The sequence below is a fragment of the Variovorax sp. YR566 genome (assembly GCF_051992195.1).
Taxonomy (GTDB): Bacteria; Pseudomonadota; Gammaproteobacteria; order Burkholderiales; family Burkholderiaceae_C; genus Variovorax.
In genome coordinates, this window is sequence record NZ_CP197092.1 from 1,163,142 (window position 1) to 1,178,239 (window position 15,098).

Genomic DNA, 15,098 nt, shown 5'->3' on the forward strand with positions numbered 1-15,098 from the left:
AACAGCAGGGCGAACGATGTTCTCACGGCCTTCGCGACACTGCCATGCCCGCATGGCGGTCGAGCCGCAGCGTCATCAGCGTTGCGATGGCCATCAGCAGGCCGACCACGTACCAGGCGTGATGGAAATCCGCGAGCTGCACGGCCGGCGCGCCGCGCAGTGCCTTCGACGCGCCGAGCACCATCGCGCCCAGCGCAACGCCGAGCGCGAGCGAGACCTGCTGCAGCATCGTGCCGAGCGTGCTTGCGCCGGCGCGGGATTCGTCGGGCACGTCGGCAAAGGCCAGCGTGTTGATGGCCGTGAAGTTCATCGAGCGCGCCATGCCCGCCACGAAGAGCAGCACGCACACCCACGGCAGCGGGTCGCCCGGTGACAGCAGCCCGCAGCCGAACAGCGTGGCGGCGCAGATCGCACCGTTCACCGTCAGCACATTGCGAAAGCCGAAGCGCCGCAGCACCGCCGTGGTGGCGCTCTTCATCACGAGGTTGCCGCCCATGTACACCAGCAGCATCGAGCCCGCCTGGAACGCGTTCATGCCGAAGCCGATCTGGAACATCAGCGGCAGCAAGAAGGGCGAGGCGTTGATCGCGATGCGCGAGATGAAACCGGCCGTCGCGGTGGCCAGCGCATAGGTTGGCACCGCCAGCGCGCGCAGGTCGAGCAGGGGCGCTGTTGTCCGTCGCGCATGATGCACTGCAGCGGCCGCAGCTACGGCGCCGACGGCCAGCAGGCCAAGGGTGGTGGCCGAGCCCGGCTGCGAGCCGCCCAGGCGCGTGAGGCCTTCGACCAGCGCGGCCAGCGCAACGGCGGTGAGCACGAAGCCGACTGCATCGAAGCGCGTCGGAGCCACGTCGGTGCGGCGCGGGAACAGCCGCATGATCAGCCACAGGCCCACGAGGCCCAGCGGCACGTTCAGCAGGAAGATCCAGCGCCACGACGCATGCGTCGCGATGAGCCCGCCCAGCGGCGGGCCGATCACCGGCGCAATGAGCCCCGGCCAGGTGATGGTGCCGATGGCCTCGATCAGCCTGTGCTTCGGCGTCTCGCGCAGCACCACGAGCCGGCCCACCGGCGACATGAAGGCCGCGGCCGCGCCCTGCAGCACTCGCGCCGCAACGAACACCTCGAAGGTGGGCGCCAGCCCGCAGGCCAGCGAAGCCGCGGTGAAGGTGCCGACCGCGAGCGCGAACACCCGCCGCGCCCCGAAGCGCCCGGCGCACCAGCCCGCCGCCGGCACCAGCGCCGCCATCGCGATCAGGTAGACCGTGACGCCCAGGCTCGCGTCCAGCGCGCCCATGCCGAAGCCGGCGCCGATGGCCGGCAGGGCGGTGACGATGATGGTGGCGTCCAGCGTCTCCATGAAGAAGGCCGCCGCCACCGTGAGCGCGATGCGCTTGGAGGCGCTGTCCGTGGCCGCTGCCGGCTGGGCGTTGTCGTTCATGCGGCAAGTCTGACATCGTTGAATGAGGGCTAGGGTTTTCCCCGAGGCGTTGATCCGGTGGATCGGACGGGCGTTGCCCGCGCCATCCGGATCGTCGGCGTGCCGCGGTTCGCGCGCTCACCAAAAGGTCCATCAAATCAAGGACTTAGCGCGCGGTGCGACCGGTGCCGCGCGTGGCATGTCGATTGCTGAACCACGGGGCCGGCCGCGCGCCCCGCTGCGGAGCCTGGCCACGAAATTGGAGACAACCCGATGAGCCACCCCGTGGAACACACCACCGCACCCAAGCCCTTCTACAAATCCCTGTATTTCCAGGTCATCACGGCCATCGTGCTGGGGGTGCTGCTGGGGCATTTCTACCCCGACACCGGCGCTTCGATGAAGCCGCTGGGCGACGGCTTCATCAAGCTGATCAAGATGATCATTGCGCCGATCATCTTCTGCACGGTGGTGGTGGGCATCGCCGGCATGGAAGACATGAAGAAGGTCGGCAAGACCGGCGGCCTGGCGCTGCTGTACTTCGAGGTCGTCAGCAGCATCGCGCTGGTGGTGGGCCTGGTCATCATCAACATCGTGAAGCCCGGCGCGGGCATGAACGTCGACGTGAGCCAGCTCGACACCAAGAGCATTGCGGCCTACACCGGCCCGGGCAAGATGCAGAGCACCACCGACTTCCTGCTCAACATCATCCCGAACACGGTGGTCGACGCCTTCGCCAAGGGCGAGATCCTGCAGGTGCTGCTGATCGCGGTGATGTTCGGCTTTGCGCTGCACAAGTTCGGCGGCCGCGGCACGCTGGTGTTCGACGTGATCGAGAAGGGCTCGCACGTGCTCTTCGTGATCGTCGGCTACATCATGAAGGTCGCGCCCATCGGCGCCTTCGGCGCCATGGCCTTCACCATCGGCAAGTACGGCGTGAGCTCGCTGCTGCAGCTGGGCCAGCTGATGGCCACCTTCTATGCCACCTGCCTGTTCTTCATCTTCGTGGTGCTGGGGCTCATAGCGAGGTTCCACGGCTTCAGCATCTGGAAGTTCATCAAGTACATCAAGGAAGAACTGCTGATCGTGCTGGGCACTTCGTCGAGCGAGTCGGTGCTGCCGCGCATGATGGCCAAGCTGGAGAACCTGGGCGCGAAGAAGTCGGTGGTCGGGCTGGTGGTGCCCACGGGCTACTCGTTCAACCTCGACGGCACCTCGATCTATCTGACGATGGCGGCGGTGTTCATCGCCCAGGCGACCAACACCGACATGACGCTGACGCAGCAGCTCACGCTGCTGGCCGTGCTGCTGCTCACATCGAAGGGCGCGGCGGGCGTTACCGGCAGCGGCTTCATCGTGCTGGCGGCCACGCTGTCGGCGGTGGGCCATGTGCCGGTGGCGGGGCTCGCGCTCATCCTGGGCATCGACCGCTTCATGTCGGAAGCGCGCGCGCTCACCAACCTGATCGGCAACGGCGTGGCCACCATCGTGGTCGCCAAGTGGACCGGCGATCTCGACACCGTGCGCATGCATCAGCACCTGGACCAGGAAAGCACGGTCGAGGCCGACGAGCCCGAGCGCGTGCTCGACGCCACCGAGGCGCACATGCCCGCCAGCCCGGCGCGGCAGGCCTGACCCCTTCCTTACCGGCCCCGCGAAGGCGGGGCGGCGCAGGGCCATCGGGCTGCCACCGATGCGGACGGCCCGGCCTTGTGCAATAACGCTCCCATGATTTCAAGGGAGCCGGCCCGGCGTTTCGATGGACCTTCCGACAATGCCAGGGGATGGCGCGGCCTGCCGCGCTGGTGCGGCGCACTGGCCCTGGTGGCCGTGGCCGCCTTCGCCGGCCACCAGATCGCCATGCAGGCCGGCCTGGCGCGCCTGCGCGAGGCGGCCGAACACCGGCTCGACATGCTCGCGACCGGGCTCGACGCCGACCTGGCCCGCTTCGACTACCTCCCCGCGCTGCTGGAGATGACGCCTGTCGTGCCGGCGCTGCTCGGCACGCCGACCGACACTCGCCTGCGCGACGTGGTCAACCGCTACCTCGACGGCGTCAACGCCACCGCCGGTGCCGAGATGCTCTATGTGCTCGACGCCGCCGGCACTTCGCTGGCGGCATCGGACTGGGACAAGCCCGGCACCACCGTCGGGCAGGACCTGTCGTTCCGGCCCTACGTGATCGACGCGCTGGGGCAGGGCAGGGGCCGCTTCTACGGTGTGGGCATCACCAGCAAGCGGCCGGGCTACTACCTTTCGTATGCGTTGCGCCGCGGCCAGTCCGCGCGCGGCGTGGTGGCCGTGAAGATCAACCTGGAAGAGACCGAGCGCGCCTGGCGCAAGCTGCCCGGCGACGTGGCGCTGATCGACCAGCGCGGCGTGGTCATTCTTTCCACGCGCGACGACCTGAAGTTCCGCCCGCTGCTGCCGCTCGATGCGCTGCAGCGCGCCGAGGTGCTGCGCTCGCGCCCCTACGGCGAGGCCACCCTGCAGCCGCTGCGGTGGACGCAGAAGGAGGCGCTCGACCGCGACGTGCAGGTGATCGCGCTCGACGGCGTGGACCAGCTCGCTTCGGCCCGCACCCTGCGCGGCGCGCCCTGGCAGCTGGTGGTGCTCGACGACCTGGCACCGCTGCGCGTGGCGGCGCGCAATGCGGCCATTACCGCCAGCCTCGCGATGGCGGTGCTGCTGCTGGTGGCCGTTGCGTTGTGGCAGCGGCGCCGCGCGGTGCGCCAGAAGCTGGCCAACCAGGCCGCGCTGCAGGCGGCGCACGACACGCTCGAATCGACCGTGGTGGCGCGCACTGCGCAGCTGCGCGCCGCACAGGGCGAGCTGGTGCACGCCGGCAAGATGGCCGCGCTGGGCCAGATGTCGGCCGGCGTGGTGCACGAACTCAACCAGCCGCTCACGGCCATGCGCACCCTGTCGGAGAGCGCCACCATCCTGCTCGACAAGAGCCGCCTTGACGACGTGCGCGGCAACCTCGAGCGCATCCGCGGCATGGTCGACCGGCTCGCGCGGCTGACCTCGCAGCTGCGAACCTTTGCCTACAAGGGCGAGCTGCCGCTGGCGCCCGTGCAGCTGTCGCACGCCATCGCCGACGCGCAGGTGATCGTCGCCGAGGCCTCGAAGAAGCAGCGCGTGACCATCGAGGTCGACGTGCAGCCCCCGGCGCTGAGCGTCATGGCGGAAGACGCAGCCCTGGGCAGCGTGCTCGCCAACCTGATGCGCAACGCCATCGACGCCATGCAGGACGCGCCGGTCCGCACGCTGCGCCTGGAGGCACGGCCGAAGGAGGGGCGTGTGCTCCTGTCGGTGACAGACACCGGCCCGGGCATTCGCCCCGACATCCTGCCGCGCCTGTTCGAACCCTTCGTCACCGGCAAGGCCGCGGGCTCGGGGCTGGGCCTGGGGCTTGTGATCTCGGCACAATTGGTGCGGTCCATGGACGGTTCACTGCGCGCGGCCAACCTGGACGGCGGCGGGGCATGCTTCGTCATCGACCTGCCCGCTGCCATTGCCGTGATCCACAACCCGCCTGTCCCCTCCCATTCCCCCCTTTCCATTGCACAACAGGAGTGACCCCCAAGTGAGCGAAGCCCCTGCCATCCGGGTGCTGCTGGTCGAGGACGACGAAGACGTCCGCATCAGCACGACCCAGGTGCTGACCCTGGCCGGTTTCGAGGTCGAATCTTTCGCCAGCGCCGAGCGCGCGCGGCCGCACATCGGCTTCGGCGTGCCGGCCGTCGTCATCAGCGACGTGCGCCTGCCGGGCCTGAGCGGCACCGAGTGGCTGCCCGAGCTGCGCAACGTCGATGCCGAACTGCCCGTGATCCTGGTCACCGGCCACGGCCACATCGCAATGGCCGTGCAGGCCATGCGCGAGGGCGCCTACGACTTCATCGAAAAGCCTTTCAGCTCCGAGCGGCTGGTGGCCATCGTGCGCCATGCCATCGAGCGCCGCCAGCTCAGCCTTCAGGTGCGCGCGCTGCGCGACGCGCTGGAAAACTGGCAGGGCATCCAGTCGGTGCTGATCGGTCGGTCGGCGCAGATGCAGCAGGTGCGCCAGACCGTGAAGACGCTGGCCGAGACCTCCGCCGACGTGCTGGTCTACGGCGAGACCGGCACCGGCAAGGAGCTGGTCGCGCGCTGCCTGCACGACCACAGCGCGCGCCGCCGGCAGCATTTCGTGCCGCTCAATTGCGGCGGCCTGCCCGAGTCGCTGGCCGAGAGCGAGCTGTTCGGCCACGAGGCCGGCGCATTCACCGGCGCCAGCCGCATGCGCGTGGGCAAGTTCGAATACGCCAGCGGCGGCACGCTGTTCCTCGACGAGATCGAGAGCATGCCGATGGCGGTGCAGATCAAGCTGCTGCGCGCGCTGCAGGAGCGCAGCATCGAGCGCATCGGCTCCAACAAGACCATTCCCTTCGACTGCCGCGTGGTGGCCGCGAGCAAGGACGACCTGAAGGCCATGAGCGACCAGCAGAAGTTCAGGGCCGACCTGTACTACCGCCTGGGCGTGGCCTTCATCGAGCTGCCGCCGCTGCGTGAGCGGCGCGAAGATATTCCGCTGCTGTTCGAGCACTTCACCCTGCAGGCCGCGAGCCGCTACGAGCGCCCCGCGCCGCTGCTGAGCAATGCGCAGCTCGCCGACCTGATGGCCTACGCCTGGCCCGGCAACGTGCGCGAACTGCGCAACGTGGCCGACCGCTTCGTGCTGGGCCTGCTCGGCGAGCGCCTGACGCAGACGCGCGGCGGCAACAGCGCCGAAGGCGTGCCCGCCCTGCCGCGCGGGTTGCCGCAGCAGGTGGAGTCGTTCGAACGCGCGGTGATCGTCGAGGAGCTGCGCCGCCAGCACGGCGACCAGCCGGCCACGGCTGCCGCACTGGGCATTGCGCGCCAGACGCTGCACGACAAGGTGCGCAAGCTGGGCGTGACTGTGGACGAGTTCAAGTAAGTAGCTCGAGTCTTATGGGGTCAGGATTCCGTGGAAATCAACAGCTCGCCGGCATGCGGGGCGCATGCCAGGGCGTCTTTGCGGACATCGTGGGCGACATGCGTGCGTACCTGAAGAGCAGACCGTTCTGCGCCCGCGACGCCGACCAGCACTTCCTGCGGCACCGCGTCCGGAAGGTCGCCCAGCGCAGCATGCTCGCGCATGACGAATGGTTCGACCTGCCCGGCTACCAGGCCTTTTCGCCCCATGTGCCCATGACCGTGGACGCGCGCTATGCCCACGTTGGCGCGAACATCGACGCGTCTTCGATGCAGGTGGCGCACGCGGCGCCCGACGGCACGCGGGTGCGCTGGCCCCTGTACGACGCAAGGGGCCAGGCCGTCTGCAGCTACGACGCCGTCGTCCGCGACAACGGCGACGGCGCCAGCATTCCCGCACCCTGATTCTTCAGCGCACCAGCAGCTTCATCATCCGTTCGAAGGTCTTGCCGTAGGGCGGCTTGAACAGGCCCAGGCCATTCAGCGCCGACTGGTGAAAGATCGGCTTCATCTTCGAGAAGGTCTCGAAGCCGTGCTCGCCGTGGTACGCGCCCATGCCGCTGGCGCCTACGCCGCCGAAGGGCAGGTTGTCTTGTGCGACATGCAGCAGGGTCTCGTTGATCGACACGCCGCCGGTCACCGTGTTTTCCATCACGCTGTCGATGGTCGCGCTGTTCTTCTCGAACAGGTACAGCGCGAGCGGGCGAGGGTGTGCGTTGACGTACGCAATGGCTTCGTCGATGCCCTTGTAGGTCAGCACCGGCAGCAGCGGGCCGAAGATTTCTTCCTGCATCACACGCATGCCGTCGTTCACGCCGGTCAGCAGCACGGGTGGAAAGCGGCGCGTTGCGGGGTCGGGTGCGGTGTCGGACAAGGGCAGGGCAGAGGCGCCCTGCTCCTGCGCCAGCGCCGACAGCTCCTGCAGCCGTGCAAAGTGGCGCGGGCTCACGATGCTCGTGTAGTCGGTGTTGGTGGCCAGCGTGGGGTACATCGAGGCGAACAGGCGCCGGGCGCTGTCGGCAAAGCGCTGCTGCTGGCCTTCGAGCAGCAGCACGTAGTCGGGCGCGATGCAGGTCTGGCCCGCGTTGAGCGTCTTGCCGACCAGGATGCGTTCGACGGCCTTGTCGAAGTTGGCTTCGGGCCCGATGATCGCGGGCGACTTGCCGCCCAGCTCCAGCGTCACCGGCGTGAGATGCTCGCTCGCGGCGCGCATCACGTGGTGGCCGACGGCGGTCGAACCGGTGAACAGCAAATGGTCGAAGGGCAGGCTGGAGAAGGCGCGCGCGGTCTCGGCATCGCCGTTGACGATGGCGATCTCGTCTTCGGCAAACTGCTTTCGCACCAGCGCGGCGAACAGCTCGGCGAAGCGCGGCGTGAACTCCGACTGCTTCACCATCAGCCGGTTGCCCGCCGCCAGCGCCGCGGTCATCGGCCCCACCGCCAGATACAGCGGATAGTTCCACGGCACCACGATGCCCACCACGCCCAGCGGCTGCGGCATGATCCGCGACGATGCGGGCTTGAACCACAGGCCCGTGGAGCGGCGGCGCACGCGCATCCATGCCTTGCCGTGCGCGAGCGCGTGCTGCACGCCCTCGATGCAGGGGAACACTTCGGCAAGCTCGGTTTCCTGAAAGGCCCGGTGGTGGAAGTCGGCGCTGATGGCGGCAGCGATTTCCTGGCGGTTGTCTTTCACCAGCGCACGCAGGCGCTTCAAGCGGTCGGCGCGCTCGCTCCACGGCGGCGTCTGCGCGCGCAGGCTCGCGGCGCGCATGGTGTCGAAGGTCTGTCGCATGTCGTCGTGTGTCATGGTTTGTTGCGAAGGCCTCAGCCCGTTTGTTGATACACCGCCCAGCGATCCTGCACTGTGCCGCCGCGCTGCGCGACGAGGTCGCCGAACTGCAGCAACACGCCTTCGGTGATGACGGGCCGTTCACGCTCTCCTGGTTGGCACTGTGCCCGAGGATGCCATTGAACTGCAGCCCCTGGGCGACTCATGCTCGGCCAGCGCCAAGTAGCGCCCTGGGCAGGGCGCTATGCGTTTCGAAAAAAGAAAAAAGGCCGCGGGCGAACCCCGCGGCCGCCGCCGTCAGAAGGGCTCGACGGGCAGCGCGCGCTTGTGGGCGCTCTTGCGATGCGTCGCAAGAATGATCTGTCGGGCCGCGGCCGACACCGGCTTGCCTTCGAGGAAGTCGTCGATCTGCTCGTAGGTGACGCCGAAGGCATCTTCGTCGGGCTTGCCCGGCACCAGCGATTCGAGGTCGGCGGTGGGCACCTTGTAGACCAGCGCGTCGGGCGCGCCCAGCAGTTGTGCCACCGCGCGCACGCGGCGCTTGTTGAGGCCGGTGAGCGGCGTGATGTCGGCCGCGCCGTCGCCGAACTTGGTGAAGAATCCCATCAGCGCCTCGGCCGCATGGTCGGTGCCGATGACGATGCCGTCGTGCGCGCCGGCCACCGCGAACTGCGCAATCATGCGCTGGCGCGCCTTGATGTTGCCGAGCACGAAGTCTTCATGTGCCGCGTCGCGGAAGGTCAGGTCGCCGGCCTTCAGCGCGGCGAGCATGCCGTCGGCGGCGGGGCGGATGTCGACGGTGATGGTGCGGTCGGGCTTCATCACCGCGAGCGAAGCCTGCGCTTCGGCTTCGTCCTTCTGCACGCCGTAGGGCAGGCGCATCGCGATGAAGGTGGCGTCGTAGCCCGTGGCGCGCAGCCGCTCGATGGCGCGCTGCGCGAGGCAGCCGGCGGTCAGCGAATCGACGCCGCCGCTGATGCCCAGCACCAGCGTCTTCAGGCCGGTGCGCTTCAGGTAGCTGGCGAGAAAGTCGGTGCGGCGCTCCAGCTCGTGGGCGGCATCGAAGACGGGCGCGACATGCAGCGCCGCGATGATCTCGCGCTGCGTGTCGTCGACGGGAGTGAGGTCTGCGCTCATTGTGGGATACGACGTGTGAAGTGAATCAGAAATCGACGAGGCTGAGACCAATGCTCAGCACCGTGCGCTTGCGGTTGTAGTCCACCAGCGTGTCGCCATAGCCCGAGAACAGCTGCGTGTGGAAGCGCAGGTTGCTCTTGGTCGGGTCGCCGATGGCCTTGAGCCATTCGAGGCGCACCGAGCCGCGGCCGCTGTCGCGCAGGTTGTTGCGCACGGTCACGGCGAGCTGGTTGTCGCGGTTGAGGTTCCAGCGGCCGGTGATTTCGGCGCGGCCGTAGTAGTCGGCGATGTCGGGGTTGTCGTCCTTGGCGGCATTCTCGGAAATGCGCTTCCAGATGCGGCCGGTGATGGTGAAGCGGTCGTCGAGCTCGGCGCCGCCCATCAGGTACACGCGGTTCCAGCTGCGCGACAGCGGCAGGGTCTGGCCGTTCGACTGGTGCACGATGCCCAGGCCCGAATAGCGCCAGCGCCAGCCACCCGGCAGCTTGAAGTCGGTCGGGTAGACATACATCAGCTCGGGTTCGTGGTCGGTGGTGCGGAAGGGCCGCGAGATGGCGCCGTTGAACAGCTGCCAGGTCGACTGCTGGCTGTAGGCGAACCACAGCGAGTCTTTCTTGGTCGGGTCGTCCTGCGTGAGCATGCCTTGCGCGAGCTTGGTGCGCACCGACAGGCCGATGCGCATCTCGTTGGCCTGGTAGGCCACCGGGTCGGCGGTGTGGCCGGCCGAGGGCGAGGTCGGCGTCTCGGGCTTCTTGGTGGCGGCCGAGGCCGACACGTTGAGCGGGCGGTAGCCGCGGAAGCCGAAGGTGCCGCAGTCGGTGGCGTTCTCCAGTTCCCAGAAGCGCGAGAGCGCCGAGTACTGGCGGTCGCGGCAGCCTTCGGTGGTGGCGACCGAGACGATGCGCGTGGCCGGGATCGATGAGTCCACCGGCGGCTGCGTGGTCGCCAGCACGGGCGGCGCCACGGGCACCGACACCGAAGGCAGCGTCTGCTGCTGCGCCCAGCGGTCGAAGCAGGCCAGGCGCGCTTCGTTGTTGGCGCCGAGCGCGGCGCACTGCTGCCAGGTGAGCTGGGAGTCGGCCAGCGGGCTCGCTGGCTTGTCCACGGCCTGTGCGTGCACCGCGGCGGCGCCGCCGAGGCAGGCGGCCACGGCTGCGAGCGCGCGGAGGTTGAAACGGGGTTGTCGTCGTGTCGTCGTCATCATTGCTTTCCTTCCTGGGCAACCGTCTTGCTGAGCACGAAGGGATGCGTGCTTTCGTCCGCGGCGTTGCGCCACGTGCCCCTGAATTCGCGCCCGCAGGAGCCGGCCTGCAGCTTGCCCGACCACACGCCGCTGATGGCGCGGCCGTCCTGCGATTCGTCGATGGAGAGTGCGCCTTCGTCGTCCACGTCGCCCGCGAGCTGCGCGATCGTGGCCTTCGCGGGGTTGGCGCCGTTGCGCGTGATGGTGCCGCGCACGCCGTCGTAGTCGGGGTGCTTGCCGAGCTGCACGGCGGCCACGGCCGGCAGGTTGTCGAAGCGAGCTTCCCAGCGGCCGTAGAGCGATTGCACCGGCAGGTCGCGCGCGTCGGCGGGGCAGTCGGCGCTGGCCCTTACGGAGGCGCAGCCCGACAGTACGAGCAGGGCGCCGGCCAGCAGCGCGGCAGTGGCGGCCGTTCTCATGGCGCTGCTGCGGCTGCCGCCGCCTTTGCCGCGCTGTCCTGCGCCTTGCGCGCGAACTCGGCGCGCAGCGCCTTGAGTTTTTCGCGCGGGTCTTCCTTGATGGTTTCCTTGTCGAGGCCCATCTCGGCGATGAAGCGGCTGGGTATGCAGGGCACCATTTCGCGGCCCTGCTTGCGCTTCTTGGTCCAGCTCACGGCCAGGCTGCGTTGCGCGCGCGTGATGCCCACGTACATCAGGCGGCGCTCTTCCTGCAGCCGCTGCAGCGTGTCTTCGCTCACCTTCTGCTGGCGGCCGTTGTCGTCGTCGAGCTTGAAGGGCAGCAGGCCCTCGCTCACGCCGATCAGCATCACGTGCGGCCATTCGAGGCCCTTGGAGGCGTGCAGCGTCGAGAGCGTGACCACGTCCTGGTCTTGCTCGCGCTCGCTGATGGTCGACAGCAGCGAGATGGTCTGCGCCACCTCGAGCAGGCTCTTGCGTTCGGTCTCGATGTTGTCGTTGGCGCCCGAGGCGTCGTCCAGCGTGCCGCCGGCGCGCTGCGACATCCAGTCGACAAACTCGAGCACGTTGGTCCAGCGCGAGGCCGCGGCGGCTTCGCTGTCCTCGCCGTCGTACAGGTGCTTCTCGTAGTCGATCTCCTTCAGCCAGTCGAGCATGAAGGTGCGCGAGTCTTCCGCGCCCATGGTGCGGCGCGCGCGGTATTCCAGGTCGTTGATGTAGCGGCCGAACTCGTGGATGCCCTCGAGCGTGCGCTTGGGCATCACGCTGGGCAGCGAGGGGCTGAACAGCGCCTCGAACAGGCTCAGCTTGTACTGGCTTGCGAAGGTGCCCAGGCTCGCGAGCGTGGTGTGACCGATGCCGCGCTTGGGCGTGGTGATGGCGCGCAGGAACGCCGGGTCGTCGTCGTTGTTGACCCACAGGCGGAACCAGCCGCACAGGTCCTTGATTTCGGCGCGGTCGAAGAAGCTCTGGCCGCCCGAGACCTTGTACGGAATCTGCGCCTTGCGCAGCGCCTGCTCGAACACGCGTGCCTGGTGATTGGCGCGGTACAGGATGGCGAAGTCGCGGAACTCCTTGTGCTGCTTGCCCTGCGTGATGGCGTCGCCCGCGCGGATGCTCACGATGCGCGCCACCGCGCGCTCGGCCTCGTGCACTTCGCTGTCGGCATCGACGATGCGCACCGGCTCGCCTTCGCCGAGCTCGGAGAACAGCGTCTTCGGAAACAGCTTGGGGTTGGGCCCGATCACGTTGTTGGCCGCGCGCAGGATGGCGCTGGTGGAGCGGTAGTTCTGCTCCAGCTTGATGACCTTGAGCTTGGGATAGTCGACCGGCAGCTTGCGCAGGTTGTCGAGCGTGGCGCCGCGCCAGCCGTAGATGGACTGGTCGTCGTCGCCCACCGCGGTGAAGTGGCCGCGCTCGCCGGCCAGGGCCTTGAGCACTTCGTACTGGGTGGCGTTGGTGTCCTGATATTCGTCCACCAGGATGTGGCCGAGCGCGGCCTGCCACTTGGCGCGCACCTCGGGAAATTCGTAGAGCAGCTTCAGCGGCATGCCGATCAGGTCGTCGAAGTCCACGCTCTGGTAGGCCGCCAGGCGCTCTTCGTAGCGGCCCATGATCTTCGCGGTGATGCGCTCGTTGTCGTCCGCGGCCTGGGCCTCGGCCTGCGCGGCGTTCAGGCCCATGTTCTTCCACTTGCTGATGGTCCACTGCCAGATGCGGGCGGTGGCCGCGTCGGTGGTGCCGCCGGCGTCTTTCAGGATCTTGGTGACGTCGTCGCTGTCGAGAATGCTGAAGGCCTTCTTCAGGCCGAGCACGGCGCCGTCCTCGCGCATCATGCGCACGCCCAGCGCGTGGAAGGTGCAGACAACGACCTTGCGTGCGTCCTTGCCGATCAGGTCTTTGGCGCGCTCGCGCATTTCTGCGGCTGCCTTGTTGGTGAAGGTGATGGCCGCGATGCGCTGGGGCGCGATGCCCGACTGGATGAGGCGGCCGATCTTGTGAGTGATCACCCGCGTCTTGCCCGAGCCCGCACCGGCAAGCACCAGGCAGGGACCGTACATGTAGTTGACAGCTTCGAGCTGCGCGGGATTGAGACCGTGAGACATTGGAGAAAAAGAGAACCGGAAAAAGGCCGTGAAGAACGCCGTGGGGAACGGCAGGCGCAAAGCGGGCAATGATACGGGGCCGGCCCCCCGCGGGGTTGTAGGCCAGACACGCCGATGCAGCCTGCTGGAGGCCAACGACAATGGTCCGGTGCTGCCTGTATTCCTTGTTACCTTCCCTTTCTTCGCGTTAATCGCGGCCGGCTATGGCGCGGCGCGCGCCCGCATCCTGCCGCTGGATGCCATTCCCGGCCTCAACACCTTCGTGCTGTATTTCGCGCTGCCGTGCATGCTGCTGCGCTTCGGCGCGGGCACGCCCATCGGCCAGTTGCTGGACGGCAGCGTTGCACTGGTCTGGGGCATCAGCGCGCTGGCCGTGGTGGCGGGCGTGGTGACGTTCACGCGCAATGCGCGCATCGGCTGGAACGACGCGGCCTTCGGCGCGCTGGTGGCGGCGTTTCCGAACACCGGCTTCATGGGCGTGCCGCTGCTGGTGGCCATCCTTGGGGCTCAGGCAGCGGGGCCGATGATCATCACGATCGCGTTCGACCTCGTGGTGACGTCGTCGCTGTGCATTGCGCTGTCGCGCCTCGACGGTGCAGGCGGCGCGGGACGGCACGGCGCCACGCAGGCCGCGCGCAAGGCGCTGCGCGGGATTCTGGTCAACCCGATGCCGTGGTCGATCCTGCTGGGCGTGCTGCTGTCGGCTGCGCGCTGGCCGCTGCCGGGGCCCATCGAGCGCACCATCGCCATGCTGGCCGATGCGGCCTCGCCGGTGGCGCTCTTCACCATCGGGGCGGTGCTGGCCCGTTCGGCGCTGCTGGCGCGCGAGCATGGCGCCAGCGCCGCGGTGGCCGAGGCCATGGGCACCACGGCGCGCAGCCCTGCGACCAAGGCGCCATGGAGCGACGTGCTGCCGGTGGTGGCGGTGAAGCTGCTCGCGCATCCGCTGCTGGTGTGGGGCCTGGGGCTGGGCGCCATCGCGCTCGGGTTGCCGCTGTCGCACGAGGCGCTGGTGGTGATCGTGCTGGTCGCGGCGCTGCCGAGCGCGAGCAACGTGTCGATGCTGGCCGAGCGCTTCAGTGCGGACAACGGGCGCATCGCGCGCATCATCCTGTGGACGACGGCGATCGCCTTCTGCAGCTTTCCGCTCGCGGTGAGCGTGCTACGGGGTTAGGACGCCGAGCTTGTACGGATCGGCATCGGCAAGGCGCTCGCACTTCGAGAAGTCGCGGCCCTGCGTGCCGTCGCAGTAGTAGGTGTTGTAGATGCGGCCGAAGAGCGTCGGGCTCGCGGTGAAAAGCACGCCGTGGTCGGGCTGCCAGTTGTCCTTGACGACGGGCGGGGCGCTGGCTTCCACCGGCTTGGCTGCCGAGGTGGTGGTGGGCGTGAAGTCGGCCAGCGTCTTGTGGGCCTCGTCGCCGCGCCAGCGTATTGCCAGCTCGGCGGCCGTGGGGCGCGACGCGACCGGCAGCAGGATGCCGTTGACCTGCAGGCCATAGCCGAAGCGGTGTGTCTTGCCGGCCAGGAAGGCATAGGCGCAGGCGGCCATGCACTGGCCTCGTATTTCGGTCTGCACGCCGCTCGCGCGGATGGCGTCGGCATATGCGCCCGCTGCTTCGGCGGTGCCGCCGAACGAATCTTCGAAGACCACGGTATGGACTGTTCCGCTGCCCAGCTGGTCGGTGAATTCCTTGATCGCGGTGCCGTCGAGCATGCCCGACACCACCAGGCGGCTGCCCTGCAGATCGAGCTCGGCCGCCGAGGCGGCGGGTGCGGCAAAAGCGCAGGCGAGGCACGACGCGAGCGAGAGAACCCAACCTGAGAAAGACGGCGGTTTCACGGCGACCTACCCTTTGCCTTCGATGAGCGAGCCAGTTTGGAACGCGAAACCCGCGAGGAGTTCGCGCGCTGTTACAGCTTGAACAGCGACGAGGCATGTCGTCAACTCTTTTTTCACAAATTTTCGGGTAGGCCGAGACAGGCCGTAAGA

The 15,098-nt window shown here is 68.2% G+C and carries 12 protein-coding genes; 5 read left to right on the plus strand and 7 right to left on the minus strand.

Translation table 11 applies throughout. The features are described from left to right. Positions 1 to 22 precede the first annotated feature (22 nt). On the minus strand, positions 23 to 1,441 hold the full coding sequence (locus ACTG4X_RS05405) for an MFS transporter (protein WP_440533356.1): 1,419 nt from the start codon (positions 1,439 to 1,441) through the stop codon (positions 23 to 25). Between the two features lie 252 nt (positions 1,442 to 1,693). On the opposite strand from ACTG4X_RS05405, the gene ACTG4X_RS05410 reads away from it, so the two are divergent. The 4 genes from ACTG4X_RS05410 (at position 1,694) to ACTG4X_RS05425 (ending at position 6,820) form a co-directional block, all read left to right on the plus strand. Then, positions 1,694 to 3,055 carry a dicarboxylate/amino acid:cation symporter gene (locus tag ACTG4X_RS05410; RefSeq protein ID WP_093057210.1) on the plus strand — a complete coding sequence of 454 codons (1,362 nt, stop codon included), beginning with the start codon at positions 1,694 to 1,696 and terminating at the stop codon, positions 3,053 to 3,055. A 93-nt stretch (positions 3,056 to 3,148) separates the two neighbouring features. Next, complete coding sequence (locus tag ACTG4X_RS05415; RefSeq protein ID WP_440533357.1) at positions 3,149 to 5,002, plus strand: sensor histidine kinase; 1,854 nt, start codon at positions 3,149 to 3,151, stop codon at positions 5,000 to 5,002. Between the two features lie 7 nt (positions 5,003 to 5,009). Further along, the gene (locus tag ACTG4X_RS05420) at positions 5,010 to 6,377 is read left to right on the plus strand and encodes a sigma-54-dependent transcriptional regulator (RefSeq protein ID WP_093079292.1); all 1,368 of its coding nucleotides are present in this window, start codon (positions 5,010 to 5,012) and stop codon (positions 6,375 to 6,377) included. Positions 6,378 to 6,430: 53 nt separating this feature from the next. Beyond that, the gene (locus tag ACTG4X_RS05425; protein WP_440533358.1) at positions 6,431 to 6,820 is read left to right on the plus strand and encodes a hypothetical protein; all 390 of its coding nucleotides are present in this window, start codon (positions 6,431 to 6,433) and stop codon (positions 6,818 to 6,820) included. A 4-nt stretch (positions 6,821 to 6,824) separates the two neighbouring features. Here the strand turns inward: ACTG4X_RS05425 and ACTG4X_RS05430 are convergent, their stop codons facing one another. From ACTG4X_RS05430 to ACTG4X_RS05450, 5 genes are all read right to left on the minus strand, one after another. Continuing rightward, positions 6,825 to 8,225 (minus strand): coniferyl aldehyde dehydrogenase, encoded by a 1,401-nt coding sequence (locus ACTG4X_RS05430; RefSeq protein ID WP_440533359.1) that lies wholly within the window; start codon positions 8,223 to 8,225, stop codon positions 6,825 to 6,827. A 279-nt stretch (positions 8,226 to 8,504) separates the two neighbouring features. Next, a complete protein-coding gene (gene nadE / locus ACTG4X_RS05435; RefSeq protein ID WP_440533360.1) occupies positions 8,505 to 9,344 on the minus strand; it encodes an ammonia-dependent NAD(+) synthetase in 840 nt (279 codons plus the stop codon). Positions 9,345 to 9,369: 25 nt separating this feature from the next. Beyond that, the gene (locus ACTG4X_RS05440; RefSeq protein WP_097200268.1) at positions 9,370 to 10,545 is read right to left on the minus strand and encodes a phospholipase A; all 1,176 of its coding nucleotides are present in this window, start codon (positions 10,543 to 10,545) and stop codon (positions 9,370 to 9,372) included. Beyond that, positions 10,545 to 11,006, minus strand: coding sequence for a hypothetical protein (locus tag ACTG4X_RS05445; protein ID WP_097200267.1), 462 nt, complete (start codon positions 11,004 to 11,006; stop codon positions 10,545 to 10,547). Before ACTG4X_RS05445 ends, ACTG4X_RS05440 begins: the two co-directional genes overlap by 1 nt. Continuing rightward, positions 11,003 to 13,108 carry an ATP-dependent helicase gene (locus tag ACTG4X_RS05450; RefSeq protein ID WP_093057218.1) on the minus strand — a complete coding sequence of 702 codons (2,106 nt, stop codon included), beginning with the start codon at positions 13,106 to 13,108 and terminating at the stop codon, positions 11,003 to 11,005. The genes ACTG4X_RS05445 and ACTG4X_RS05450 overlap by 4 nt, the downstream gene beginning before the upstream one ends. A 148-nt stretch (positions 13,109 to 13,256) precedes the next feature. Here ACTG4X_RS05450 and ACTG4X_RS05455 point away from each other — a divergent pair, with 148 nt between their 5' ends. After that, complete coding sequence (locus tag ACTG4X_RS05455; RefSeq protein WP_097200266.1) at positions 13,257 to 14,282, plus strand: AEC family transporter; 1,026 nt, start codon at positions 13,257 to 13,259, stop codon at positions 14,280 to 14,282. Here ACTG4X_RS05455 and ACTG4X_RS05460 read toward each other — a convergent pair. Next, entirely contained in the window at positions 14,271 to 14,948 is a 678-nt protein-coding gene (locus tag ACTG4X_RS05460; protein WP_097200265.1) for a hypothetical protein, read from the minus strand. The genes ACTG4X_RS05455 and ACTG4X_RS05460 overlap by 12 nt on opposite strands. Positions 14,949 to 15,098: the final 150 nt, after the last annotated feature.

Coding starts and splice junctions, on each gene's coding strand:
- ACTG4X_RS05440 (WP_097200268.1), bottom strand. CDS start 10,545: ATGACGACGACACGACGACAACCCCGTTTCAACCTCCGCGCGCTCGCA.
- ACTG4X_RS05430 (WP_440533359.1), bottom strand. CDS start 8,225: ATGACACACGACGACATGCGACAGACCTTCGACACCATGCGCGCCGCG.
- ACTG4X_RS05445 (WP_097200267.1), bottom strand. CDS start 11,006: ATGAGAACGGCCGCCACTGCCGCGCTGCTGGCCGGCGCCCTGCTCGTA.
- ACTG4X_RS05410 (WP_093057210.1), top strand. CDS start 1,694: ATGAGCCACCCCGTGGAACACACCACCGCACCCAAGCCCTTCTACAAA.
- ACTG4X_RS05415 (WP_440533357.1), top strand. CDS start 3,149: ATGATTTCAAGGGAGCCGGCCCGGCGTTTCGATGGACCTTCCGACAAT.
- nadE (WP_440533360.1), bottom strand. CDS start 9,344: ATGAGCGCAGACCTCACTCCCGTCGACGACACGCAGCGCGAGATCATC.
- ACTG4X_RS05425 (WP_440533358.1), top strand. CDS start 6,431: ATGCGGGGCGCATGCCAGGGCGTCTTTGCGGACATCGTGGGCGACATG.
- ACTG4X_RS05405 (WP_440533356.1), bottom strand. CDS start 1,441: ATGAACGACAACGCCCAGCCGGCAGCGGCCACGGACAGCGCCTCCAAG.
- ACTG4X_RS05450 (WP_093057218.1), bottom strand. CDS start 13,108: ATGTCTCACGGTCTCAATCCCGCGCAGCTCGAAGCTGTCAACTACATG.